This window comes from Kocuria sp. CCUG 69068 (assembly GCF_020833785.1).
Classification (GTDB): Bacteria; Actinomycetota; Actinomycetes; order Actinomycetales; family Micrococcaceae; genus Kocuria; species Kocuria rosea.
This window is the reverse complement of sequence record NZ_PDDL01000019.1, coordinates 13,286-36,449: the sequence shown is the minus strand read 5'-3', so window position 1 is coordinate 36,449 and position 23,164 is coordinate 13,286. Positions and strand designations below refer to the sequence as shown.

General features: G+C 68.3%; 18 protein-coding genes. 6 read left to right on the top strand and 12 right to left on the bottom strand.

The window, feature by feature from the left end; all coding sequences use genetic code 11:
• Positions 1 to 8: 8 nt before the first annotated feature.
• From CRM73_RS05940 to CRM73_RS05930, 3 genes are all read left to right on the top strand, one after another.
• Positions 9 to 1,082, top strand: a complete 1,074-nt coding sequence (locus tag CRM73_RS05940; protein ID WP_126346796.1) for a low specificity L-threonine aldolase — start codon at positions 9 to 11, stop codon at positions 1,080 to 1,082.
• Positions 1,083 to 1,313: 231 nt separating this feature from the next.
• Positions 1,314 to 2,735 (top strand): NAD-dependent succinate-semialdehyde dehydrogenase, encoded by a 1,422-nt coding sequence (locus CRM73_RS05935; RefSeq protein WP_229587141.1) that lies wholly within the window; start codon positions 1,314 to 1,316, stop codon positions 2,733 to 2,735.
• Positions 2,736 to 2,810: 75 nt separating this feature from the next.
• Positions 2,811 to 4,313, top strand: coding sequence for an amino acid permease (locus tag CRM73_RS05930; protein WP_370658526.1), 1,503 nt, complete (start codon positions 2,811 to 2,813; stop codon positions 4,311 to 4,313).
• A gap of 63 nt (positions 4,314 to 4,376) precedes the next feature.
• Here the strand turns inward: CRM73_RS05930 and CRM73_RS05925 are convergent, their stop codons facing one another.
• The 3 genes from CRM73_RS05925 to CRM73_RS05915 form a co-directional block, all read right to left on the bottom strand.
• Positions 4,377 to 4,913, bottom strand: a complete 537-nt coding sequence (locus tag CRM73_RS05925; protein WP_035924162.1) for a ferritin — start codon at positions 4,911 to 4,913, stop codon at positions 4,377 to 4,379.
• A 192-nt stretch (positions 4,914 to 5,105) separates the two neighbouring features.
• Entirely contained in the window at positions 5,106 to 5,945 is an 840-nt protein-coding gene (locus tag CRM73_RS05920) for a sucrase ferredoxin (protein WP_126347058.1), read from the bottom strand.
• A gap of 67 nt (positions 5,946 to 6,012) precedes the next feature.
• Positions 6,013 to 7,218 carry a JmjC domain-containing protein gene (locus CRM73_RS05915; RefSeq protein WP_229587140.1) on the bottom strand — a complete coding sequence of 402 codons (1,206 nt, stop codon included), beginning with the start codon at positions 7,216 to 7,218 and terminating at the stop codon, positions 6,013 to 6,015.
• Positions 7,219 to 7,969: 751 nt separating this feature from the next.
• On the opposite strand from CRM73_RS05915, the gene CRM73_RS05910 reads away from it, so the two are divergent.
• Positions 7,970 to 8,683 carry a sulfite exporter TauE/SafE family protein gene (locus CRM73_RS05910; RefSeq protein ID WP_109244514.1) on the top strand — a complete coding sequence of 238 codons (714 nt, stop codon included), beginning with the start codon at positions 7,970 to 7,972 and terminating at the stop codon, positions 8,681 to 8,683.
• Between the two features lie 31 nt (positions 8,684 to 8,714).
• Here the strand turns inward: CRM73_RS05910 and CRM73_RS19925 are convergent, their stop codons facing one another.
• From CRM73_RS19925 to CRM73_RS05880, 6 genes are all read right to left on the bottom strand, one after another.
• Positions 8,715 to 9,617 (bottom strand): AraC family transcriptional regulator, encoded by a 903-nt coding sequence (locus CRM73_RS19925; protein ID WP_229587139.1) that lies wholly within the window; start codon positions 9,615 to 9,617, stop codon positions 8,715 to 8,717.
• A gap of 2 nt (positions 9,618 to 9,619) precedes the next feature.
• Positions 9,620 to 10,735: an NAD(P)-dependent alcohol dehydrogenase gene (locus tag CRM73_RS05900; RefSeq protein WP_095650674.1), complete on the bottom strand. Its 1,116-nt coding sequence runs from the start codon at positions 10,733 to 10,735 to the stop codon at positions 9,620 to 9,622.
• 14 nt (positions 10,736 to 10,749) lie between these two features.
• Entirely contained in the window at positions 10,750 to 12,030 is a 1,281-nt protein-coding gene (locus CRM73_RS05895) for an MFS transporter (protein WP_229587138.1), read from the bottom strand.
• A gap of 611 nt (positions 12,031 to 12,641) precedes the next feature.
• Positions 12,642 to 15,044: a nucleoside 2-deoxyribosyltransferase gene (locus tag CRM73_RS05890; RefSeq protein ID WP_229587137.1), complete on the bottom strand. Its 2,403-nt coding sequence runs from the start codon at positions 15,042 to 15,044 to the stop codon at positions 12,642 to 12,644.
• A 484-nt stretch (positions 15,045 to 15,528) separates the two neighbouring features.
• A complete protein-coding gene (locus tag CRM73_RS05885; protein WP_229587136.1) occupies positions 15,529 to 16,473 on the bottom strand; it encodes an HNH endonuclease in 945 nt (314 codons plus the stop codon).
• 102 nt (positions 16,474 to 16,575) lie between these two features.
• Positions 16,576 to 17,691, bottom strand: a complete 1,116-nt coding sequence (locus CRM73_RS05880; protein WP_229587134.1) for an alcohol dehydrogenase catalytic domain-containing protein — start codon at positions 17,689 to 17,691, stop codon at positions 16,576 to 16,578.
• 306 nt (positions 17,692 to 17,997) lie between these two features.
• Here CRM73_RS05880 and CRM73_RS05875 point away from each other — a divergent pair, with 306 nt between their 5' ends.
• Both CRM73_RS05875 and CRM73_RS05870 read left to right on the top strand, forming a co-directional pair.
• Positions 17,998 to 19,557 (top strand): LTA synthase family protein, encoded by a 1,560-nt coding sequence (locus CRM73_RS05875; RefSeq protein ID WP_229587133.1) that lies wholly within the window; start codon positions 17,998 to 18,000, stop codon positions 19,555 to 19,557.
• Between the two features lie 126 nt (positions 19,558 to 19,683).
• Positions 19,684 to 19,980 carry a hypothetical protein gene (locus CRM73_RS05870; RefSeq protein WP_229587132.1) on the top strand — a complete coding sequence of 99 codons (297 nt, stop codon included), beginning with the start codon at positions 19,684 to 19,686 and terminating at the stop codon, positions 19,978 to 19,980.
• Positions 19,981 to 20,044: 64 nt separating this feature from the next.
• Here the strand turns inward: CRM73_RS05870 and CRM73_RS05865 are convergent, their stop codons facing one another.
• The 3 genes from CRM73_RS05865 to CRM73_RS05855 all read right to left on the bottom strand — a co-directional run bounded on the left by CRM73_RS05865 (position 20,045) and on the right by CRM73_RS05855 (position 23,160).
• Positions 20,045 to 21,046 (bottom strand): CPBP family intramembrane glutamic endopeptidase, encoded by a 1,002-nt coding sequence (locus CRM73_RS05865; RefSeq protein WP_229587131.1) that lies wholly within the window; start codon positions 21,044 to 21,046, stop codon positions 20,045 to 20,047.
• Between the two features lie 61 nt (positions 21,047 to 21,107).
• Complete coding sequence (locus tag CRM73_RS05860; protein ID WP_229587130.1) at positions 21,108 to 22,184, bottom strand: aldo/keto reductase; 1,077 nt, start codon at positions 22,182 to 22,184, stop codon at positions 21,108 to 21,110.
• A 115-nt stretch (positions 22,185 to 22,299) separates the two neighbouring features.
• Positions 22,300 to 23,160: a class II fructose-bisphosphate aldolase gene (locus tag CRM73_RS05855; protein ID WP_229587129.1), complete on the bottom strand. Its 861-nt coding sequence runs from the start codon at positions 23,158 to 23,160 to the stop codon at positions 22,300 to 22,302.
• Positions 23,161 to 23,164: the final 4 nt, after the last annotated feature.

The following is a 23,164-nucleotide window of genomic DNA, read 5'->3' as shown; positions in this document are numbered from 1 at the left end:
GGCACCACATGAAGAGGTCCCACGACGCCGAACTGAGGGGTTTCGCCTCGGACAACTACTCCGGGGTCCACCCGGAGGTGCTGGACGCCCTGGTCGAGGCCAACGGCGGTCACCAGATCGCCTACGGCGAGGACGAGTACACGGCACGGCTGCAGGACGTGATCGTGCAGCACTTCGGCGAGGGCGCCTCGGTGTGGCCGATGTTCAACGGCACCGGCGCCAACGTCGTCGGACTCCAGTCGATGCTCCCGCGCTGGGGCGCGGTGATCTGCGCGGACACCGCGCACATCCACGTCGACGAGGGCGGCGCGCCGGAGAAGTCCGCCGGCATCAAGCTCCTCCCCGTCCCCACGGGAGACGGGAAGCTCACGCCGGAGCTGATGGCGGCGGAGGCCTGGGGCTGGGGGGACGAGCACCGCGCCCAGCCGCTCGTCGTCTACCTCACCCAGTCCACCGAGCTCGGCACCCTGTACACACCGGACGAGATCCGAGCCGTCTCGGACTACGCGCACGCCCACGGCATGTCCGTCTACCTGGACGGAGCCCGGCTCGCGAACGCGGCGGCCGCCCTGGGACTGCCCCTGCGCGCCTTCACCACCGACGTCGGCGTCGACGTGCTCGCCCTCGGCGGCACCAAGAACGGAGCCCTCGGCGCCGAGGCCCTGGTGGTCCTGAACGAGGCCGCGTCCCAGGGCCTGGTCTACCTGCGGAAGAACCAGATGCAGCTGGCCTCGAAAATGCGGTTCGTCTCGGCCCAGCTGCTCGCGCTCCTGGACGGCGACCTGTACCTGCGCACCGCGGGCCGTGCGAACGCGATGGCCCGGCGCCTGCGCGACGGCATCGAGGCGGGCATCGCCGACGGGTCGATGCCCGGCGTCGCCTTCACCCAGGAGACCCAGGTGAATGCCGTCTTCGCCACCCTGCCCGCCGGCATCGCGGACCGCCTGCGCCGGCGGTTCCGGTTCTACGACTGGGACGCCGCGACGGGCGAGGTCCGCTGGGTGTGCAGCTTCGACACCACGCCGGAGGACGTCGACGCCTTCCTGGCCGCCCTCCGCTCGGAGCTCGTCCCGGTCAGCTGACCCCGGCGGGCGCCCGCCCGCTCCTCGACACCGTGCCCGCGGGGGCAGGCTCCTGCCCCCGCCGGCCGAGCGCACCCTCGTCCACCCAGCGCGCCCGCGCGCCCGCGCCCGCAGCCCGCGCTCTGCCCTGCCCTGCTCTGCTCTGCTCTGCCCTGCTCCGCCGCAGGAGCCTCCCACACGTGCCCGCGCCCACCCCTGCCCGCACCCACCCCTGCCCGAAGGAGACCCACCGTGACCGCCACCTCCACCCTGCGCGCCCGCGCCGGCACCGACCGGACCGCCTACCGCAGCATCGACCCCGCCACCGGTCAGCTCGTGACCGAGGCCCCCACCGCCACCGACACCGAGGTCGAGGAGGCGCTCACCGCTGCCGGGACCGCCTTCCGCGACTGGCGCTCCCGTCCGATCGACGAGCGGGCCGCCGTGGCCGCCCGGGTCGGCGAGCTGTTCGCCGAGCGCGCCGACGAGCTGGCCGTCATCGCCACCCAGGAGATGGGCAAGCCGGTCTCCGAGGCCCGGGAGGAGGCACAGTTCTGCGCCGAGATCTTCGGCTACTTCGCCGCCCAGGGCCCGGCCCTGGCCGCCGACCAGGCCCTGCCCACCCCGCACGGGACCGGACGGGCCGTGCTCCAGCGGCGCCCGGTCGGGGTGCTGCTGGGGATCATGCCGTGGAACTACCCCTACTACCAGGTGGCCCGCTTCGCCGCCCCCAACCTGGTGCTGGGCAACACGATCCTGCTCAAGCACGCCGAGTCCTGCCCACGGGCGGCCCTGGCCCTCCAGCAGCTCATGGACGACGCCGGGGTGCCCGCCGGGGTGTACACGAACCTCTTCGCCTCCCACGCCCAGATCGAGGACATCATCGCCGACCCGCGGGTCCAGGGCGTGTCCCTGACCGGGTCCGAGCGCGCCGGGGCGAAGGTCGCCGAGATCGCCGGGCGGAACCTGAAGAAGGTCGTCCTCGAGCTCGGCGGCTCCGACCCCTACGTGGTCCTCGACACCGACGACGTGCGCGAGTCCGCCCGCGCGGCCTTCGCCACCCGCATGGGCAACACGGGCCAGGCGTGCAACTCCAACAAGCGGATGATCGTCACCGCCGGGATCTTCGACGCGTTCGTGGTCGAGCTGACCCGCCTCGCCGCCGCGCTGGTGCCCGGCGACCCGTCCGCCGAGGCCGACGGCACCTACGCCCCGATGGCCTCCCGCGCCGCCGCCGAGACCCTGGCCGCCCAGATCCGCGAGGCCGTGGAGGCCGGAGCGACCCTGCACACCGGCGGGACCCTCGCCGAGGGTCCCGGGGCGTATCTGGCCCCGGCCGTGCTCACCGGCGTCACCCCGGGAATGGCCGCCCACCATCAGGAGCTCTTCGGCCCCGTCGCGGTGGTCTACCGGGCGGCCGACGACGACGAGGCCCTCGCCCTGGCCAACGACACCCCCTACGGGCTCGGCGGGGCGGTCTTCAGCACCGACCCCGAGCGGGCCCGGCGGCTCGCCGAGCAGCTCGAGTGCGGGATGGCCAACGTCAACGCCGCCGAGGCCGAGGGCGCCGGCATGCCCTTCGGCGGGGTCAAGCGCTCCGGCTACGGCCGGGAGCTGGGCCCGCTGGGCATGGACGAGTTCGTCAACAAGCGCCTGCTCTACATCAACGACTGACCCGGGCCGGGGCGGTCGGACACCGCCCCGGCCTCCCCCGGCGTGCAGACCCGCCGCCTCCAAGGAAAGGTTCCCGTGGACACCATCGCACCGCCCCAGACGACCACCCCGAGCGGACGAGGAGCACCGACTCCCGCCGAGGCGCACGCACGGCTGCGCCGCAGCCTCAAACCCCGCCACCTGACCATGATCGCGATGGGCGGGGCCATCGGCACCGGCTTGTTCGTGGCCTCGGGCAACACCATCGCCACCGCCGGTCCCGGTGGGGCCCTGCTGGCCTACGTGGCCATCGGGTTCATGGTCTTCCTGCTCATGCAGTCCCTGGGCGAGATGGCCACCTACCTGCCCGTCTCGGGCGCCTTCGAGGAGTACTCGACCCGCTTCGTCAGTCCCTCCTTCGGCTTCGCCATCGGCTGGAACTACTGGTACAACTGGGCGATCACCGTGGCCGCCGAGCTCGTGGCCGCCGCGCTGATCATGCGCTACTGGCTGCCCGACGTGCCCTCCTGGATCTGGTCGGCCCTGTTCCTCGCGATCCTCTTCGGCCTCAACGCCCTGTCCACCCGCGCCTACGGTGAGAGCGAGTTCTGGTTCTCCCTCATCAAGGTGGTCACCATCGTGGTCTTCCTCGTCCTGGGCGTGCTCATGATCGTGGGGATCATCGGCGGCAGCTCCCCCGGCTTCGACAACTGGACCACCGGGGACGCCCCCTTCGTCGGCGGTGGGGCCGGGATCCTGGCGATCTTCATGGTGGCCGGCTTCTCCTTCCAGGGCACCGAGCTCGTCGGCGTCGCCGCCGGTGAGGCGGAGAACCCGGAGAAAAACGTGCCCAGGGCCATCCGCACCGTGTTCGTGCGGATCCTGCTGTTCTACGTCGGGGCCATCGCCATCGTGGGCTTCCTCATCCCCTACACCAGCCCCTTCCTGCTGGGCAGCGGGGTCGAGGACATCTCGATCTCCCCGTTCACCCTCGTGTTCGAGAACGCCGGGGTGCTCGCGGCGGCCTCGGTGATGAACGCGGTGATCCTCACCGCCATCCTCTCGGCCGGCAACTCCGGGCTCTACGCCTCCACCCGCATGCTCTGGGCCCTGGCCGACAGCGGCAAGGCCCCAAAGTTCCTCGCGAAGGTCAACCGCCGCGGCGTGCCCATGAACGCCCTGCTCGCCACGACCGCCGTGGGAGCCGCCTGCTTCCTCACCACCCTGATCGGCGACGGCGCCGCGTACGTGTGGCTGGTCAGCGCCTCGGGGCTGGCCGGGTTCATCGTGTGGATGGGCATCGCCTGGAGCCACTACCGCTTCCGCAAGGCGTACACCGCCCAGGGCAAGGACCTCGCGGACCTGCCCTACCGGGCGCGGTTCTTCCCGCTTGGCCCCATGGTCGCCCTGGCCCTGTGCGCGGTGGTGATCCTCGGGCAGAACTACCAGGCCTTCGTGGGGGACATCGACCTGCTCGCCGCCCTGTCTGCCTACATCGGCCTGCCGCTGTTCCTTGCCCTGTGGCTGGGCCACCGCCTGGTGACGGGTTCCAGGATGGTCCGCTACGAGGACGCCGACCTCACCCGGGCCACCGACTGACCGCACCGCTCCAGGGTCCTCGTCACCCGCCGCCCGGGGCAGGTGACGGGGACTGCTGCCGGGTCAGGCGGCTCCGCCGGCGGCCGCCGGGGCCCCGGAGTCGTGGCCGTGCCCGCCGTCGCCCACGTGCTCCCGGGCCACGAAGTTCTCCAGGTCGAAGAGGTTCTCGGCCCGGCGGGCCACGTTCACCAGGGTGGTCATCGAGGCGACCTCCTCGACCTGCTCCTTCAGGAACCAGAGCATGAACTGCTCCCCCAGCGCGTCCCCCTCGGCCCGGGCGGCGGCGAACAGCGCCTTGATCTGCTCGGTGACCTCCTGCTCCTGGGACAGCGCCAGGGCCAGGGGTTCACGGACGTCGGTGAAGTCGTTGCGCACCTCCCCCACCCCGGGAATGGTCAGCGGCAGGTCCCGGTCCAGGATGTACTGGACGATCATCATGGCGTGGTTGCGCTCCTCCAGCGACTGCCGGTAGAAGTGCCGGGCCAGCTGCGGGAGGTCCTGGCTGTCGAACCAGACCGCCACGGCGATGTACTGGTGGGAGGCGGCGAACTCGTGGCCCACCTGGCGGGTGAGCAGCTCGTCGAAGGTCTCGGGGGCCATCAGGATCTCCTGACATCAGTGGGTCCCCAGGGCGGACGACGCCCCGGCCGCTCCACCGGTGCGAGCCCGGGGCGGGGCCGGCAGGAATCGTCGCTCGGGTCTGGAGTTCGAGCGTAGCGCGGTGGGACGGCCGGGTGTAGGCCGGTCACCGGAAACTTCCCCCCGACACGATGCTCCGGGTCGTCCCGTCCTTCAGACGACGCGCACCGCGGTGAGCTCGTAGACCCTGGCCGTGCTCGTGGCCGGTCCGTGGCAGGTCAGCTGATGCGGCGGGGCGGTGTGGGACCGCAGTTCGACGTCGACGAGGCCCGGCCGGGGTGGGCGGCCGGTGAGACGGATCCGCCAGCGGTCGCCGTCGCGAGCCGACTCGGTGACCGTCCAGTCGTGGCGGCCGGCCGGGCCGAAGCGTTCGAGCGCGGCCGCGACAGCGGCCTGCTGCGGTGGGAAGAGATCGGTGTACCCGCGCAGGTGCTCCGCGTGCACCCGGCCGGCGAGGTGCTCCTCGACCGTGGTGACGGAGGACTCCGCGTCGAGCCCTCCGTAGTAGACGCCGTCGGGGACGACGACGACGTTGGCGGCGAACCGGTCACCGCCGACATGCGAGCACTCCCAGACCGAATCCGGCCAGCGTTCGCTCAGGGCACGTCCCACGGGCCGTCCGCGCACCGCGCAGCAGGGGTCGTGCTGACCGTGGGCGCAGACCAGGAGGACCGGTGGGTGGCCGGTCTCACCCGGCACGCCGAGGGCCGTGGCGATTCCCGCGAGGTCCTCGTCGCGGCGCCACGTGCCCCAGTGCTGACGGCCGTCGCCGGAGTCGTCGTGGCGCAGCACGGCCCACCGGCGGGGGCCCTCAAGGCTACGGCGGCCGTGTCGCCGGACCAGAAGGATTCGGGCCTTCGCCGCCTGCGCGGCGGAGAACACGAGGGCCTTGGTCTCCGGCTCGAGCTCGAGACCGTCGAACCCGTTGACCGGCCATCCGCCGCGGTGCTCGATGAGGACCCAGACGAGCCCGCGCGGCGCGGTGCCCGCCATCGGGTCGCCGCGCCCCCGGGCTCCGTCGGCGCACCAGAAGCGGCACGAGGCGTTCACGGTGGCGGGGTCACTGGTCACAGGGAACAAGAACCCCCGCCCGCAGCAGTCGTTCGGCGAGCTCGATCCCGAGCTCGCCGGCGGTGTGGACCTCGCCGTCGAGCAGGCACGAGACGGACGGCAGATCGGTCTCCGGGAAGTCGAGCCACCCCACACGCGTGCTCAGCCGCGGGCCCTCCAGCCGTGCCTCCAGGGCACCGCGCAGCCGCACGGGGGACCCGGGGCCCAGGTCCTGGACGGCCGCGAGCTGGGCCAGCGGCCCCAGCGGGGCCGGGCGCCCCTGCCCTCGCCGGGTGCGCTGGAACCGCGGTGTGGGATCGGCCGCGGCCAGTGCGGCGACCAGGCACTCCCGGACGGTGTCGAGCTCCCCGCCCGGTCCGTCGACGCCCAGGGGCAGGGACCCGCGCATCTCCGGGTCCTCGGCCAGCACTGCCAGCGCCTCCTGGGCGAGCTGCTCGGCCAGGCCGTGGCGGGTCCAGGTGTGGATCCCGAGCGTGAGGTGGATGGAGACCGCCCCCTGCGCCTGGGCCGCGTGCAGCCAGCCGCGCGGCAGGTAGAGGGCGTCGCCGGGTTCGAGCACCACGTCGAGATGGGCCTCGCCCTTCGCGGCCTCGGCCACGGCGGAGCGGCGGTCGGTCCAGGGCTGGTCCCGCAGCGGGTCCGGGTGCACCGGCTCGTGCAGCACCCAGCGCTTGGTCCCCTCGATCTGCAGGACGAAGACGTCGTGGACGTCGTAGTGGTCGTCGAACCCGCGGTTCTGCGGCGGGGTGATGTAGGCGTTGGCCTGCACCGGGTGCCCGAGCTCGCCGCTCAGCGCGGTGCTGAAGTCGGCGACCGGCTCCCAGGTGCGGTGCAGCGCCTGCAGCACCAGCGTGGCGCCGTCGGCGAACTTCCGCCACAGCGCGGTGTCGTCGAGCTGATCCGCGATGGTGGCGCCGACGCCGGCGGGCGAGGTGAAGGTGGAGTCGGAGAACGTCGACCCGTCCTTGGCGACGCGCAGGAAGGGCGTGCGCAGCCCGCGGCGCGAGATCAGCTCGTCGACGGCGTCGGCGGAGAACAGGTCGGCGAAGCCGCCCGCCCGGCGCGTGAGCAGCGGCGCCCGGCCCCAGACGTCACGGGCGAACCGCTCCCGGCCGATGTCGATCAGGCGGGTCTCCAGGACCCCGGCGCCGCTCTGGGCACCGGGGTCCTGCCCGTCAGTGCGGACGGCGTCCACGCTCAGAGGCCTCGTGCTCCGGCTCCTCCGTCGGCGCCGCCATCGGCACCGCCGTCAGCACCACCATCGGCGCCACCGTCCGCGCCCCCGTCGTGGACACCCGGGGTGCCGGCCGCTCCACCGTCCGCGGGGCCCTCGGCACCGCCGTCCGCGCCGCCGTCGTGGACACCCGGGGTGCCGGCGGCTCCACCGTCGGCCGGGCCCTCGGCGCCGTTGTCAGCACCGCCGTCGGCGCCACCGTCCGCGCCACCGTCGTGCACGCCCGGGGTGCCGGCCGCTCCACCGTCCGCGGGGCCCTCGGCACCGCCGTCGGCACCACCATCGGCGCCACCGTCCTGGACACCCCGGGCGCCGGCCGCTCCACCGTCGGCCGGGCCCTCGGTTCCACCGTTCGCACCAACATCAGCGCCACCGCCCTGGACGCCCGGGGCACCGAAGGCTCCGCCGTCGGCGGGACCTTCCGTCTGGTTCGGATCCTGCTGTGCATCAGTCATGTTGACCTCCCAGTTTCGAGTGACCGAGCCGTCGCCGGCACCGGGTCACCAGGACAGGCGATGCGTGAGCAGCACCGCCCATGTCGAGGCTATCCGGGCAGCGCGGGCGAGGGAACAGCCCTCACGTCCGCCGCCCTCGGGGAAGCCGGACGAGGAGCGGCGCGACGGGCGCCGTCTTCGCCGACGGCACGATCTCCGGGCGGCCTCCGGAGGTGGAACAATTCACCCATCCCCTGCCCGCGACCGGGAGGTGCTGCATGACCGGCCTGGAGCTCGCCGTCGTCGCGCTCGTGGTGAGCATCGCGTCCTGTCTGCAGGGCGCGATCGGCTTCGGCGTGGCCCTGCTCTCCGCTCCCGTGATCGCCCTGTTCGACCCCACCTTGCTGCCCGGTTCCCTCATCCTGGTGGTCACCGGGCTCACCGCGCTCGGCGTGCTGCGGGACCGCGCCGCCGTGGACGTCAAGGACGCGGGCTGGGCCGTGGCGGGGCAGGTTCCCGGCACCGTGGCGGGAGCGCTGCTGGTGGCCGTCCTGTCCGCCCGGACGCTGGCCCTCGTCCTGGCGAGCACCGTGCTGCTGGCCGTGCTGCTCAGCGTGTGCGGTTGGCGGCCGCGGCCCCGACCCGCGGCCGTCGTCGTCGCGGGGGCGGCCTCCGGGCTCCTGGGGACGGCCACGTCCATCGGCGGTCCGCCCATGGCGCTCGTGTGGCACGGGTCCTCGCGGGCCCGGATGCGCGGCACCATGAGCGCCTTCTTCCTGGTCGGCGCCGTGATGGCCCTCGTGGCGCTGACCGTGGTGGGGTCGATCGACCGCCGGACCGTGCTCTTCGCGGCGGCTCTCCTGCCGGCCATGGTCCTGGGCTTCGCGGTGTCCGGAGCGGTCAACGCGCGGATCAATCGGCGCATCGTCCGCCGGGTGGGCCTCGGCGCCTCCGCGCTGGGCGCCGTGCTGGTCCTGCTGCAGGCGCTCTGAAGCACGTCCTGCTGAGCCCCTCCGGCCGGCCTCAGAGCTGGTCGATCCGCCGGTACCGGGACGGCGTGGTGCCGGTGGTGGCCCGGAAGTGCCGGTTGAAGTTGGAGAGGTTGGTGAAGCCCACCCGGTAGCAGATGTCCGAGACGGGCAGGTCGGTGCCGCGCAGCAGCCGGCAGGCCTCGGTGAGCCGCATCCGGGTGACCGTGCGGTTGAAGCCCACGCCGGTGGCCTTGGCGAACAGCCGGGAGAACGCGTCCCGGCTCAGGCCCACGGCCTCGGCCACCTCGGGCACGAGCATCCGGCCGTCCAGGTGCTCGGTGATGTAGCCCAGCGCCCGGTTGAAGACCTCGGCCTCGGACGCGTCCAGGCGGTAGGTACCGCCGCGGCTGTCCAGGTAGCGGCGCTCGCTCTCCGGGGACTCGGCGAGGACGGCCAGCAGCTCGGCCACGGCGGCCAGCCGCCGGAGTCCGAACGTGCCGTTCACCGCCTCCATCGCCTCCGCGCCCTGGGCGGCGGTGCGGCCGGTGAACTCGATGCCCCGGGCCGCGGCCTCCAGGAGCGGGCGCAGGGCCTCGAGCTCGGGCAGCGTCCCGGCGGCGGCGAAGAACCGCTCCTGGTCGAACTGGAGCACGGCGTCCCGGTTGCGGACCACGGCGCTGTCGTCGCGGTGGGAGATCCAGTTGTGCGGAAGGAAGGAGCCCATGAGGCTGAGGTGGCCGGGGCCGAAGGGCCCGGCCCAGTCGCCGGCCATCACCGTGCCGGAGGACTCCCGGATCAGGTGCACCTCCACCTCGGGGTGGTAGTGCCAGCGGGCCAGGGGGTGGGGCCAGTCGTGCTCGTGCCACCGCACGGAGCTCGACGGGTCCGGGATGACGAGCTCCCGGACCGGGGAGGTGGCGTCCTCCGGCGTCGTGCTCCGTGCGGCGGCGACCACGGTCAGGCTCCGGCCACGCGGATCTGGATCTTCGTGTCGGTGGGCCGGCCCTCAGCGCCGCGCTCGAACGCGGCCACGGCGTCGGCGAACGGATAGGTGGCGCTGATCAGGGCGCCCAGGTCCACGGCCGGGGAGGCGGCGAGCTCGATGGCCCGCTGGTAGGAGTTGGCGTAGCGGAACACGGTCTCGATCCGCAGCTCCCGGGCCTGGGCCGCGGCGACGTCCAGCGGCACCGGGTCCACGGGGATGCCGACCAGGACCACGGTCCCGCCGGGCGCAGGGATCTCCCACAGATTGCCGAAGACGTGCGGGCTGCCGCTGGCCTCGAACACCACGTCCGCGCCCCAGCCGTCGGTGGCCTCCCGCACCGCCTCGCCGAGGTCCTGGCGGGAGACGTCCACGGCGTGGATGGTCGGATAGGCCTCGATCTTGGCGAACTTCTCCGGTGCCACGTCCGAGATGTACACGCGGGACGCCCCGCTCGCGGCGGCCGCGATCGCGGTGAGCACCCCGATGGTGCCGGCGCCCACCACCACCACGACGTCGCCCGGCGCCAGACCGGCCTTGGTCACCGCGTGCACCGCCACGGCGAAGGGCTCGATCAGGGCACCCTCCTCCAGCGAGAGCTGCTCGGGCAGCTTGTAGGTGAAGTCGGCGGGGTGGATGATCTCGGGCTGAAGGCAGCCGTCCACCGGGGGTGTGGCCCAGAACTGCACGTCCGGGTCCACGTTGTACATGCCCAGGCGCGCGGCCCGGGAGCGCGGGTTGGGGATGCCGGGCTCCATGCAGACCCGGTCCCCCACGGCCAGGTGATCGACGCCCTCCCCCACCTCCAGCACCGTGCCGGAGGCCTCGTGGCCGAGGACCATGGGGTTCTCGACGACGTAGGGCCCGATCCGCCCGTGCGTGAAGTAGTGGACGTCGCTGCCGCAGATGCCCACGGTGTGCACGCCGATGCGCACCTCGCCGGGGCCCACCGGGCGCAGCCCCGGGACGGGCCGGACCTGGATCTCGTGCTGGCGTTCGAGGACGACGGCGTCCATGGTGCTCTCCTGGGTGCTCGGGGACTTCGCGGCGGTGGTCGTGGGGTTCAGGGTGGTGAGCGTGGTGGGGTTCATGATCTCAGGTCCTTTCAGGCGGCCATGGCGAGGCGATCGCGGCGCGGGAGCATCCGGCCGTCCTCGGTGGTGATACCGGGCTGGGGCGGGTGGATGAAGAAGGTGGTGAGGGTGCCGAGGAGCATCAGGCCGGCGAAGACCCAGCACACCCCGATCGGGCCGAGGACGGGCAGCAGCAAGGTGGCGATGCCGGGGCCGAGGAACGTGGTCAGCCCGGAAGCGAGGTTGTGGGCGGAGATCGCCGCCCCGCGGTGCTCGGGGGCCAGGGCCGGGAAGATCGCGCCCATCGGGACGAACGCGGTGACGGACAGGGCGAAGAGCACGGCGGCCCCGACCATCGCCGGGTAGCTGGGGCCGAACCACACCGGGACGTAGGCGAAGGCGAGGACCGCGAGGGCCATGCCGCCGAAGCCGAACCAGCGCATCTGGCGCATCCAGCCGTAGCGGTCCCCGAGCCGGCCCCAGACGATGTTGGCGCCGATGGTGATGGTGTTCATGATCGCCCAGAGCATCATCCACTCGGGCAGGGTGAACCAGGACTGCCCGCCGATCTCGCCGGTGGTCAGGTAGAGCGGCATCATCATCGGGAACGCGTAGAGGGTGAGGTTGCACAGCACCCGGATGACCACGGAGAGGGCGATCTGCCGGTTCTCCACCAGGATGGTCACCCCGCGCAGCAGCTCGCGCGTGCGCTCGGCGCCGTGCAGCTTCTGGGAGAGGTCGGTCTCGGGCGGGGCGCCGGGAACCAGGAAGGCGCACATCAGGGTGCCGGCCGCCACGAAGGGCAGGGACATCCACAGGGTGGCGTACTCGCCGATGACGGGGACCAGGAGGCTGGGCACGTAGGCGCCCATCACGCCGATGCCCAGCGAGAAGGAGGCCCAGAACCAGCCCATGGCCGAGGCCAGGCGGCTGGGGTGCACCGACTGCGCGATGAGCACCACGAAGGAGTACATGAACAGCGGGTAGGCGACCCCGCGCAGGGCGTAGATCAGGATCGTCCCGAGCACGCTCTCCAGCCCCACGGTGAGGAACAGGACGTGCAGCACCATCCAGAGCACGCCGCCGAGGACCATGAGGCGCTTGGCGCCCACGACCTCGGCGAGCACGCCGGTGGTCCACGCCGAGATGGCGACCACCAGGCCGTAGACGGTGAAGACAAGGCCGGCCTGAGTAGGCGTGAAGCCGTTCTCGACGAGGAAGCGGGACAGGAACGTGAGCTCAAAACCATCACCGGTCATGAAAATAGCGAGGGCGAGATAGCCGAAGAGCAGGCGGCGGGGCATGCCAAACATGCGGGTACTCCTTCGTGGACACCAAGCGGGAGGCACCTGGCGAGCAGAAAAACCGTCGGCCGGTGCGCGATATCCTCAACGCTACGGAGGTGTGACGCGGACCACTAGCTAGCTAATCAACTGTTCACTGATACTTCTATGCACTCCGTGATACATATGACGTCAATCCGATCCTTTGCAGATGACCATGGGTATCAAGACCCTCGCTCCTGACACCCTTGTAGGTTTCCGTGTAATCCCTCTTGCGTGCGCACCGCGCGTATGTTTCGCGCCCTACCCGACGTCCACATGCATTAGACGCATAGCGACCGGCCGGCTACGAGTACTTCCTTACACTCGGGCGTGAAAAACTCTTGGAACATGCTTATCGCAAATCAAGAGTAGTGTGCATATAGGTGTGGCCAATGAAAGCGGTCGAGCGGACTGGACATGCCCCCAGCTCATATGTCCGTAAATCCAACGCGGTGGACTTGCCATCGAACTGGTAAAGTCATCTGCAGCAAGTTGACCAGTAATCCGCACCCATGCCGCTACGCGCCAAAACACCGCAATTACCCTCAATCTCTTGCGAAATAGAGAAAACAAACAAGCATTTTCTCTCAATAGCGGAATCAAGATGTGGCATCAGTAAAAGTCACATCCGTAATTTCCGGCGCATGCAAATCATCATCTCGAATGTCGAGATGCGGTCGAAATGCGGGATGAACCCTAAATCGCATGGGCCTGCCGAGTCGGGAAGCCAATCTTTCCGCCGCAATCAATTTTCGACGAGTCGCCGTGTCACCTTCAATATGAACAAAGTCACCATCACTTATCTCGACACCTAAAAAGGAGGATTTGATAAGCCATGACCGCAAATCTACGGCATCGCCGTGGGGGGAAAGCATCTCATCAATTAACGAAGCGCTTATTGTCGAGTCGAGACCAGCAAATTCATACAAAGCTTCTTCAAGGTCGAAACCCTGTGCCTGACTTTCAACCAGTAAGGCTTCCACGGCAAATTTAGAGTACTCGTTTTCAGCAAAAACCAAGTCAGACTCTTCGACGATGCCATGGCGACGGTTGATCGCAGTAGTAATCCCGGCATTGCCAAAATAGATAATATCCCGAGGTCGAGGCAACACGCGCCATAAAACATAATCTCTGCAAGACATGCCGCGGACCTCTTTGCAGAAGACCTCTGCCCACATATCGGGTTGGCCTGATCGCTTCCTGTCCCGGTTGACCGCATAACGATCCTCCAGGACTCTTACCAGCAACTCTTGGTCCTGCCACTGAACAGACTGAGGATTAATTTTGTCCGGCTCACGGGCAAAAGTTGTCATAACATCATAAATATCTGTGCGCAAAAAAATCGCCAAAGTTAAGTTAATGGACGGCGATCCCTTTGATGACTTGTGGAAGTTGTGCTGCAGCTTGCCCCCTGTAGTCAACAGCGCCAAAAGAAACTGAGAGACCAGCTCATAATTCACTCCAGCCTCCCAGGTCTTGTCCAAGTTGTCTATGACAACGGCGACCCGATCAAAGCCATGAAGAACTTCCCTAATGCCTCCCTGCAAGGACGTCATCCATTTAATTCTCAGGCTATCGGAAAGATCAGCGACCGGAACGCCGCCGTCAGGGAAGCCCGAGTGGTAAGACAGCAGTTCATCCACGACCAAGTCAAAACGCGTCGAAAAGTCTGATTCAGCGTCCACTCCCATACCGTCAAGGAGCTCCTCCAGTCTTGCAAGCGCGTCCGACCCCCCGGTCCCAGCCGGAAGGCTCTTTGCGTGCGAGGTGGCTCGGATGGCAATCTCCGTGCAGATCAAATAGGACCATAACTGCATGAGAAGATAGTTGTTTTGCTTACCAGTACTCAACTTTTCAAGAAGTTCTAACAAATTGGAGAGATCATAGGACGACGGCTTTATGGGCACGACCAAATTGCGTCGATCCTTCCGCAACTCCTCCACCGATTGAATCATAGTGGCGGTTTTTCCAGTTCCTTTTCGGCCAACATATACATTTGCCCGACCCGAAAGGATCGCCTCAAACTCATTTGTCTCAATGTAATAGTCATTGAGCTCCGCTTTTTCGTTTTCCGCGACGTATTGCCCAAATGATCTAACTGGCATTTCGACATCCATTGCCAGACGCCCCAGTCGCTTATTAGAACCGGGAACTTTAGGCAGATTTTCTAACCATGCGTCAACTCGATTGTTTAATTCAAATGAAGTTGCATAGGTGAATAGCATGTCCTGATAATCGAGTGGGGAAATGAAACCTTCCTCTGCCACCATAATTATCGGAATTCCCCACCCATGGGCATATCCCGCAAGAAAACTAGCTCGCGCGTTGTGTTCTTCGGCTCGCTGCCTGTGGGGTGCCATAAGGTGAAATATCGACGCGGATGAGCGATATATTTCACTGGCATAAAATTTTAATGGTGCAAGCCCCAGGTCATCACCTGAACCTAGTATTTTTAGGTGGGACTTTCGTTCAAGTGAACGCTCCAGCGACTTTGCTGCTTGAAATTTGAGTGGCACTGAAGGTGCAAATACCGCGTTGCTCTCTCTCGATTTAGCATCGACTATAAGCGAAGATAAGATAGGGTCGTTAGTTGTATTGAATGCTATATTTTGAATTTTTGATGCAAGAAAATCTGAGTTTCCACCATAGTCAACTCGACCAACCGTGCTGATTAAGGGATTCCCGCTCCAAGCTTTTGTTGCTGTCCTATCGGTGTCATCGAGGGCGAGCCACAAGTGCTTCCCTTTAGCGACGGCATATCCGGCCTCGAATAGTACGTTGCTGTTCATGTTGCTCACTTCAGCAACGACGGCGTCGCTGGCATCTATGGCTGATGTAATAGAGTTAATTATGAAATTACCTTCAATGCCCAAATCTTCCCACGAAGTGGCATTTATTCCTCGTTTATTGAGTGCCTTGATGGCGTCACGGATTGTTTCCGCTCTTAACGCAGGCTTCCCTGCGTAGGCGAAGAAGACGGTGGAGGAACTCGCATCACTCATGTCACCACTATGCCACCGTTGGCACTGATGCTGATGGAAGCAACCGTCTTGGCCGGGCGATTGCTAGGCCAGCACGGTCGAAGTCCCTCGTGTGATCACCAATTTCGCCCGTTTGGCTGGCGGTGGCTGGGAGCACCGGGCCGGGCGCCAGAAAACCTGAACAAAACTGGACCCCTCGAGGGGGCCTTGACTCTACCCACCTTAAGACCCCTCTGAGCGCAACGCGCGTATGGGGACTGCGGGCAGTTTACCGATAAGCCGTCAAGCCAGTCTCAGCTCGCATATGCGCTTGGTCGCTCATGCATCGACGGCCGTAGTGTGAATTCTCACGCTGTCGGACCCGGTCGAGTGTTCAGCTTGGCTGTGTCCAACTTTGTTTGGTTAATATTTTGTTATAACGCTTTATATCCGGCGAGAGGACGCTTCTGCCTAGCCATTGGCGCCAATGATCATCAATATGCCCTTAGAATAGTTTCCTTGTGTTTTATACGGCTTGAAGGAACGCATTGTAAGATTCTTCCAGTAGGTCCGGGGACGGCCATTCACTGCGTCGCCGAGGTCGCACCATTAATTCTTTGTTATGACGCTCCTGCAATCCATACTTCAACATGGGACCATCAATCTCCGACAACAAATCCGTCCGTATTTTTACAACATAACTTGAAGTGATTCCTAAGAATTTTCTGTCATATGCTGCATGGTGAATTTTACATAAAGATATTCCGTTAGTTACTGCGGCAATGCCTTTCTCGTCAGAATCTGCCATAATGTGAGCTGCGTCCAGTAGCTCGACATGGTGCAAGGCACAGACCGCGCAGTGCTCATCATAGGCCTTCATTACCATGGACCGGAATACTGGTTGGTGGAGCCGCTGACGCGCCATGCGTGCGGCATAGCGTTTTTCTACCACGCTGAGAGAAGGCCCCTCAGAGAAAATTGGCCCATCCTCAAAGAGACGTTGAGCGTCGTCGATTGCCACGACAAACTGCTGCTGGTCCGCCTCTTCCGCCACGAGGAACACGGGGAAGATCGGTTGGTAGATGCCTTCCGAGATGCCGTAGAACCAGATGAGCGGCAGGCCCGCTTCCATAGCCGCTCGCAGTGCCTGGTTGTCTGGGATGTGCGGTCCTCCATCCCGCCACTTGTAGCGGATCAGGCCGTCGTCACCTACTGCGTCCTCGTAAGGGCGTTCCTTGCCGGGTTTTGTGAACTTCGTAGTGAACGAGAGGGCGGCGCCGAAGCTTGCCGGCTTCCAGATGCCTTTATAGCGATTCCGAAGAGGAATTCGCGCACCTTCGTATTCAAATTCCTCAATATCTCGAAAGTACATCGGCTCGGCGCCATCATTGGTGCGCATGGCCAACCACTCCATGGCCGCGTGACGAAACTGCATCTCTTCTTCAAACATCATGCGCGGGGAGGCAGCCATAAACGGAGTCTAAGGTGCCGGCTCCTCCTCAGTACTGAAGGACTCGCGCATCGACGTGCATGAGGCATGCATCCCTCAGAGGATTGCACTACGTCGCTCGTTTCATGAGTCCGGAAACTCAATCACCTGCCGCACCGCCCGCCCCGCGTCCAGTTCGTCCATCGCCTCGTTGATCTGGTCCAGCGTGATGTGGGAGGTGATCAGCTTCTCCAGGGGCAATCGGCCGTCGCGCCACATCTGCTCGTACTTGGGGATGTCCACCGCCGGCACAGCGGAGCCGAGGTAGCTGCCGATGATCTGGCGGGCCTCGGCGGTGATCTTCAGCGGCTCGATCTGGGACATCGCCCCCGGCGCCGGCAGCCCTATGGTGACGGTCACCCCGCCCACCGCGGTGGCGTTGAACGCGGTCTCGAACGCGCGGGGGTGCCCGGCGGCCTCGATCACCACGCGCGGCTTGTCCTCGAGCGCCACGAGCTCGTCCGGGGTGAGCGCCTCGTCCGCGCCGAACTCCTGGGCCATGCCCAGCTTCTCCGGCAGCGCGTCCACGGCGATCACCCGGCGGCAGCCCACGGCCTTGGTGACCAGCACCGCGGCGAGCCCCACGCCGCCGAGTCCAACCACGGCCACGGCGTCGTCGGCGGTGGCCTGTGCCGCGTTGATGACGGCCCCACCCCCGGTGAGCACCGCGCAGCCCATGACGGCCGCGATCGCGGCCGGGACGTCCTCGCCCACGGGCACCACGGAGCGCCGGTCCACCACGGCATGGGTGGCGAACCCGGAGACCCCCAGGTGGTGGTAGACGTTGCCGCGGGTCTCGGAGCGCAGGTGCATCGAGCCCTCTATCAGGGTGCCGGAGGCGTTGGCCTTCGAGCCGACCGTGCACGGCAGCAGGCCCTCCGTCTTGCACGCGGCGCACTCGCCGCAGCGCGGCAGGAACGCCATCACCACGTGCTGGCCGACCTCCAGGTCGGTGACCTCGGCGCCCACGTGCTCGACGACGCCGGCCGCCTCGTGCCCCAGCAGCATCGGCAGGGGCCGCGGCCGGTTGCCGTTGACCACGGAGAGGTCGGAGTGGCACACCCCGGCGGCCGTGATCCGCACCCGCAGCTCGGTGGGCCCGGGCTCGCCGAGCTCGAGCTCCTCGACGCGCAGCGGCTGGGACTCGGCGTACGGGGCGGAGGCCTCCATGGTCTCCAGGACGGCTCCACGAATCTTCACGGTTGACCTCCGGAATCGGTGCACGGGTGTGACGCCGTTCACGGTACCTCCTGCTCCGTCGGATCTCTCCTCCGCGAAGGTGGTGCGACGCCCCGGTCACGCGCCGGGTGGCCGTCGGAATTCTCCAGGTGCTCGGCACCATGTCGAGGGCCGTGCGGTGCATGCGGAGGTGAACTGTTCCGCATTCCCAGGTGAATCGCTGTTGAACAGGTTACGAATCGGTACTAGGGTTCTATGCACCCGAGAACCGTTTGATGTCAAGGGCGTTCGGCGACCACGCGCGCACCTGGAACGCGAGGTGGTGCCATGTCCGATCGAAATCTTCACGTGATCCGCCGGGTCGGCGCTGTCCTGGGACACGTCCTGGTCTACGTCCTCATCTGGGCGGGGCTCGCGCTGCTCATCGCCGCCGCCGGCATCCGGTACTACTGGGGCGAGATCTCCGTGGGCCAGATGCTCCTGAACCTCGTCTCCGTGGAGATGGACGGCGGGGGCGGCGCCATCGTCTGGATGGGCATTCTGGGGATCGGCGTGGTCCCCCTGCTCCTCACCGCCGGGATCGCCCTGTGGCAGCACGTCCGGCGCCGCAAGCGCCGCCGCCACCACGGCCACGACCCGCGTCCTCGCCGCACCCGGTGGATCATGCGCACCCTCACCACCGCCCTGGTGGGCACGCTGGTGGTCGGCGGCACCACGGCCTTCGCCACCACGGTGGGCGTGCGGGACTACATCAGGGCGGGGAACTCCGAGTACGACCTCGGCGACTACTACACGGCGCCGGTCGTCACCGGCGACCAGGACCGGCGCAACCTGGTGCTGATCTACCTGGAGTCCGGCGAGCAGACCCTCGCCAACGACGAGCACTTCGAGAAGGACGCCTTCGCCCCGCTCAAGGAGGTCACCGAGGCCTCGGACGGCTGGCAGAGCGTGGCGGACCTCCAGCAGTACCGGGGCGGGGGCTGGACCATGGCCGGTCTCACCGCCACGCAGTGCGGCATCCCGCTGAAGGGCATGGGCTCCGCCGCGGACAGCGGCGCCCTCAACGAGCTCGGCGGGGACGTGGAGACCTACCTGGGCGGCACAACCTGCCTGGGCGACGTCCTGGACGAGCACGGATACCGCAGCGTCTTCCTGGGCGGCGCCAACGCCTCCTTCGCCGCGAAGGACACCTTCCTGAGCAGCCACGGCTACGACGAGGTCAAGGACCTCTCCGACTGGCGCGCCGCCGGTGACCCGGAGGAGAGCTTCCGCGGCGACTGGGGCCTGAGCGACGGACGCCTCATGGCCCACGCCGCGGACGAGATCGACGAGCTGCACGCCGAGGCGGAGGAGACCGGCCGGCCGTTCAACCTCTCCGTGCTGACGCTGGACACCCACGAGCCGGTGCACATCTACGACTACTGCACCGTGGACACGCAGAACGAGGTCACCTCCGCGTTCTTCTGCTCCATGACCCAGGTGGCCGGCTTCGTCCAGCACATGGAGGAGCAGGGCTACCTCGAGGACACCGCCGTGGTGATCATGGGCGACCACCTCAAGCACATGAGCGCCGGCGACGCCTTCCACGAGCAGCTGGACCACCACGACAACCGCACCATCTTCAACCGGATCTGGGTCCCGGGCGCGGACGGGAACAGCACGCCGCGCCCCGGCGTGGACCAGCTGAGCATGTACCCCACGCTCCTGGAGGCCGCCGGCCTGACCCTGCAGGACCGCGCGGCCGGGCTGGGCGTGTCCGCGTTCGCCCCGACGGTCCCGGAGGACTCGGCGCAGGCCTTGGAGCCGGAGCTCTACGCCGAGCTGCTGGACTCGCGCTCCGCGCCGTTCTACGCGGAGGCCTGGGCCGGCGAGACCGGCGCCGAGTAGCGCTGCCCGGCCCCCTGCCCGGCGGCGGAGACAGGCTCCGTCATCTGCCCGCGGCCCTGGGTGGCCCGCCCGCCCCGGCCTAGACTGGTGGCCCGGGGAGGGGTCGCATTCCAAGGAGCGTGCACGATGGCCTTCATCCAGCTGATCGAATACACCACCTCGCGGCCGGAGGAGGTGGCCGAGGTCGTCGCGGAGTGGGAGCGGGCCTCGCAGGGCAACCGCACGGCCCGCCGCGTCCTCACCACTGCGGACCGCAGCAACCCGACGCGCTTCTGCGAGATTGTCTTCTTCGACTCCTACGAGCCCGCCATGGAGAACTCCGAGCTGCCGCAGACCCAGGAGTACGCCGGAAAGCTGCGCGAGCTCATGGACGGGGAGCCGACGTTCCGCGACCTCGACGTCGTGGAGGACCGCGAGCTCTGAGTCCCCGCACCGGGACCGGTGGGCATCGTCCACCGGTCCTGCTCGTCCGGCCGGCGGAACGGCCTCAGGCGGTCGCCGGCGGCACGGCCCGGCGCCGCAGTCCCCGCCGCCGGCCGAGCAGGATCAGCACGGCCGCGACGGCGGCGATGACGAGCATCGGCGCGAGCATGAACGGGCCGCCCACGCCGGCGGAGCGGTCGACCGCCTCGCCCATCTGCCCCGTCAGCGTGGACACCAGGAACAGCACCACGTTGTTCGCCGCGTGCACGAGCGAGGCCGCCTCGAGCCCGCCCGTGAAGTGGGTCAGCAGCGACATCGCGACCCCGAAGACGAAGTAGTACGCGATGAGCCACCCGTCCGAGGCGAAGTGCGCGATCGAGAAGGCCGCCGCGCTCACGAGGGTGCCGAGCAGGAGGGACGGGATCGCCCCGGAGACCCACGAGCCCGCCGCGCGCTGGATCACCCCGCGGAACATGTACTCCTCGGCCGCCGCCTGCAGGGGCGTGGTCAGCAGGACGATCGCGAGGAAGGCCCACGCGGTGGCGTCCAGGACCAGCGGCCCCGGGGCCTCGAGGAGCGCCACCACCGCCGCGTAGCCCACGAAGAGGGGGACGACGACGGCGGCCGCCCGCCCCAGCCAGCCCCACCGGAAACGACCCTCCACCGCGTGCAGGGTGCCGACCGGCTGCCGGTGCAGGTACCGGTGCAGGACCACCGCGACGGCCGCCGAGGCGATCAGCGCCAGGTTGGTGGCCAGCAGCAGCACCGGGGTCAGGGCGATCTGTCCGCTCGCGATCTCCTCCGTGCTCATGGTGCCCCGCAGGAGCTCGATCGCCACGGCACCGAAGGACACCACGACCGAGATCAGCAGGATCGCCGCGCTCACGGCCAGGATGCTGATCAGGCCCTTCCACCAGCGATTGCGGGGCGTGCGGTAGAACTCCGAGTGGGTGAGCGGCGCCGTCGTCGGACCGCCGGGCCGCGGAACCGGAGGCCCGCCGCCCGGGCGGGCGGACGGGGCACCGGTCTGCCAGGGCGCCGGCCGGGGCGGAGGGTGCGAGGTCATGTCCACAGGGTAGTTCTCGGGCCGTCCAGGGGAATCCACCCCGAGGTGGAGGCCGGTGGGATCAGGCCTGGTCCCCCCCGAAGACGTGGCCCCGCTGCTCGGCGTAGAACTCCGCCTCCGCGGGCTCGGGCCGGTCCTGGCCGTTGAGCAGCCGGTGCCAGAGCGGGTAGTAGGCGGGCAGCTGCGACGCCGTGGTGATGCGGTCCCGGGCCTCCTGCGGCAGCATCAGCTCGGCGGCGTCGAGGTCCTCCGTGAGGTGCTCGAACCTGCGCGCGGCGATCACGGTGCCGTCGATGCCCGGGCGGCCCAGGATCCAGGAGATCACCACCTGGGGGATCGTCCAGCCGAGCTCCCCGGCGATCTCGGCGAAGAGCTCGATCAGGTCGTAGGCGCGGTCCCGGTCCACCACGTGGGGCTCCGGCCAGCCGGTGCCCTGACGGGTGTCGGCCGGGGTCTCGGCGCCGCGGCGGACCCTGCCGTTGAGCAGCCCCTCGCCCAGCGGGCTCCAGCCGAAGGTCGCGATCCCGAGGTCCCGGGCGGCCGGGACGATCTCGTACTCGATCTCCCGGGCCTCGGGCGTGTAGTACGCCTGGTGCGCGATCGGGCCCTGCAGCCCCGCCGCCCGGGCCTCGTAGACCGTCTTGGCCAGCTGCCACCCGTTGTAGTTGGACACGCCCCAGTACCGGATCTTCCCGGCCCGGATCAGCTCGTCGGCGGTGGCGATGGTCTCGGTGATCGGGGTCTGGCCGTCCCACTGGTGGATGTAGAGCAGGTCGAGGTGGTCGGTCCGCAGCCGCTCGAGGCTGTCCTCGACCGCGCGGGTGAGGTGGAGGCGGCTGGCGCCGCCGTCGTTCGGGCCGTCCCCGGTGGGGGTCCGCGCCTTGGAGGTGAGGACGACGTCGTCCCGCCGGCTCCCCAGGATCTCGCCCAGGACGCGCTCCGAGTCCCCGGCGGAGTACAGGTTGGCGGTGTCGATGAAGTTCACGCCGCGGTCCAGGGCCTCGTCGACCTGGCGGCGGGCCTCGTCCGGGCCGAGGCCCGCGATCTTCTCGAACCCTCCGCCGGAGCCGAAGGGGATGGTGCCCAGGGCCAGCCGGGAGACGTAGAGGCCGGAACTGCCGAGTCGGGTGTACTCCATGGGGAACTCCTCTGGTCGTGATCGGTGCTGGTGGTGCCTGCCGGTGCTCCGGAGGCGGCCGGCGGACCGGGCCCCGGGGCACGGGGCACGGTAGGCGACAACGACGGACCGGTGCTCAGGAATTCCTGGAGCGGGCCTCGGCGGTGGTGAGCGCGTGGGCCAGCGCGGTGAACTCGCGCACCGCCCCGGTCCAGTCGCCCAGCAGCGCCCAGAGGTCCAGGCCCTCGTGCCGGCGCTCCTCGAGCCGGTCCGCCAGGGCTGCGAGGACCGCCGAGCGCAGCTCGGTGTTGATGTTGATCTTGCCGATGCCCGCCAGGGGCGCGCGGACCAGCATGGTCTCGGGGATACCGGAGGCGCCGTGCAGCACGAGGGGGGTGCGGTCGGCGGCCTCGCAGATCTGCTCGAGGCGGCTCCAGTGCAGGCGCGGGGTGCCCTGGTAGTGCCCGTGCACGTTGCCCACGTTCACGGCCAGCAGGTCCGCCCCGGACGCGGCCAGGAAGGCGGGGACCGCATCGGGATCGGTCATGCCGCCGGCCGCGGAGATCCGGGCCGTGTCCTCGTCGCCGGGGAGGCCGCCGAGCTCCGCCTCGACCACCACGCCGGGGCCCGCCAGCTCGCGGGCGCGGGCGACGAACGCGGCGTTCTCGGCGTGGGGCAGGGCGGAGCCGTCGGCCAGGACGGCGTCGGCACCGGCCGCCACGGCCTGCTCGACGAGCCCCAGGTCGACGGCGTGGTCCAGCTGCACGCACACGGGGGTGGCGGCGTCGTCGGCCAGGTGGCGCAGGGCGGTGACGAGGCGCCGGCCGCCGGTCCCGGAGGCCGCCTTGGGCGGGACCAGGAGGATCACGGGGCGGTCCGCGCGCTCGCTGGCGGCCACCACGGCCTGGGCCGTGGTGAAGTCGTAGGTGCTCAGCGCCGGCACGGCGGTGCGGGCGTCGAGGGCGGAGGTGACGACGTCGAGCAGGTTGGCGCGCACGGGC

Coding starts and splice junctions, on each gene's coding strand:
- CRM73_RS05920 (WP_126347058.1), bottom strand. CDS start 5,945: ATGGCGGGCACCGCGCCGCGCGGGCTCGTCTGGGTCCTCATCGAGCAC.
- CRM73_RS05885 (WP_229587136.1), bottom strand. CDS start 16,473: ATGGCTGCCTCCCCGCGCATGATGTTTGAAGAAGAGATGCAGTTTCGT.
- CRM73_RS05910 (WP_109244514.1), top strand. CDS start 7,970: ATGACCGGCCTGGAGCTCGCCGTCGTCGCGCTCGTGGTGAGCATCGCG.
- CRM73_RS05890 (WP_229587137.1), bottom strand. CDS start 15,044: ATGAGTGATGCGAGTTCCTCCACCGTCTTCTTCGCCTACGCAGGGAAG.
- CRM73_RS05870 (WP_229587132.1), top strand. CDS start 19,684: ATGGCCTTCATCCAGCTGATCGAATACACCACCTCGCGGCCGGAGGAG.
- CRM73_RS05865 (WP_229587131.1), bottom strand. CDS start 21,046: ATGACCTCGCACCCTCCGCCCCGGCCGGCGCCCTGGCAGACCGGTGCC.
- CRM73_RS05875 (WP_229587133.1), top strand. CDS start 17,998: ATGTCCGATCGAAATCTTCACGTGATCCGCCGGGTCGGCGCTGTCCTG.
- CRM73_RS05925 (WP_035924162.1), bottom strand. CDS start 4,913: ATGGCCCCCGAGACCTTCGACGAGCTGCTCACCCGCCAGGTGGGCCAC.
- CRM73_RS05900 (WP_095650674.1), bottom strand. CDS start 10,735: ATGAACCCCACCACGCTCACCACCCTGAACCCCACGACCACCGCCGCG.
- CRM73_RS05940 (WP_126346796.1), top strand. CDS start 9: ATGAAGAGGTCCCACGACGCCGAACTGAGGGGTTTCGCCTCGGACAAC.
- CRM73_RS05895 (WP_229587138.1), bottom strand. CDS start 12,030: ATGTTTGGCATGCCCCGCCGCCTGCTCTTCGGCTATCTCGCCCTCGCT.
- CRM73_RS05860 (WP_229587130.1), bottom strand. CDS start 22,184: ATGGAGTACACCCGACTCGGCAGTTCCGGCCTCTACGTCTCCCGGCTG.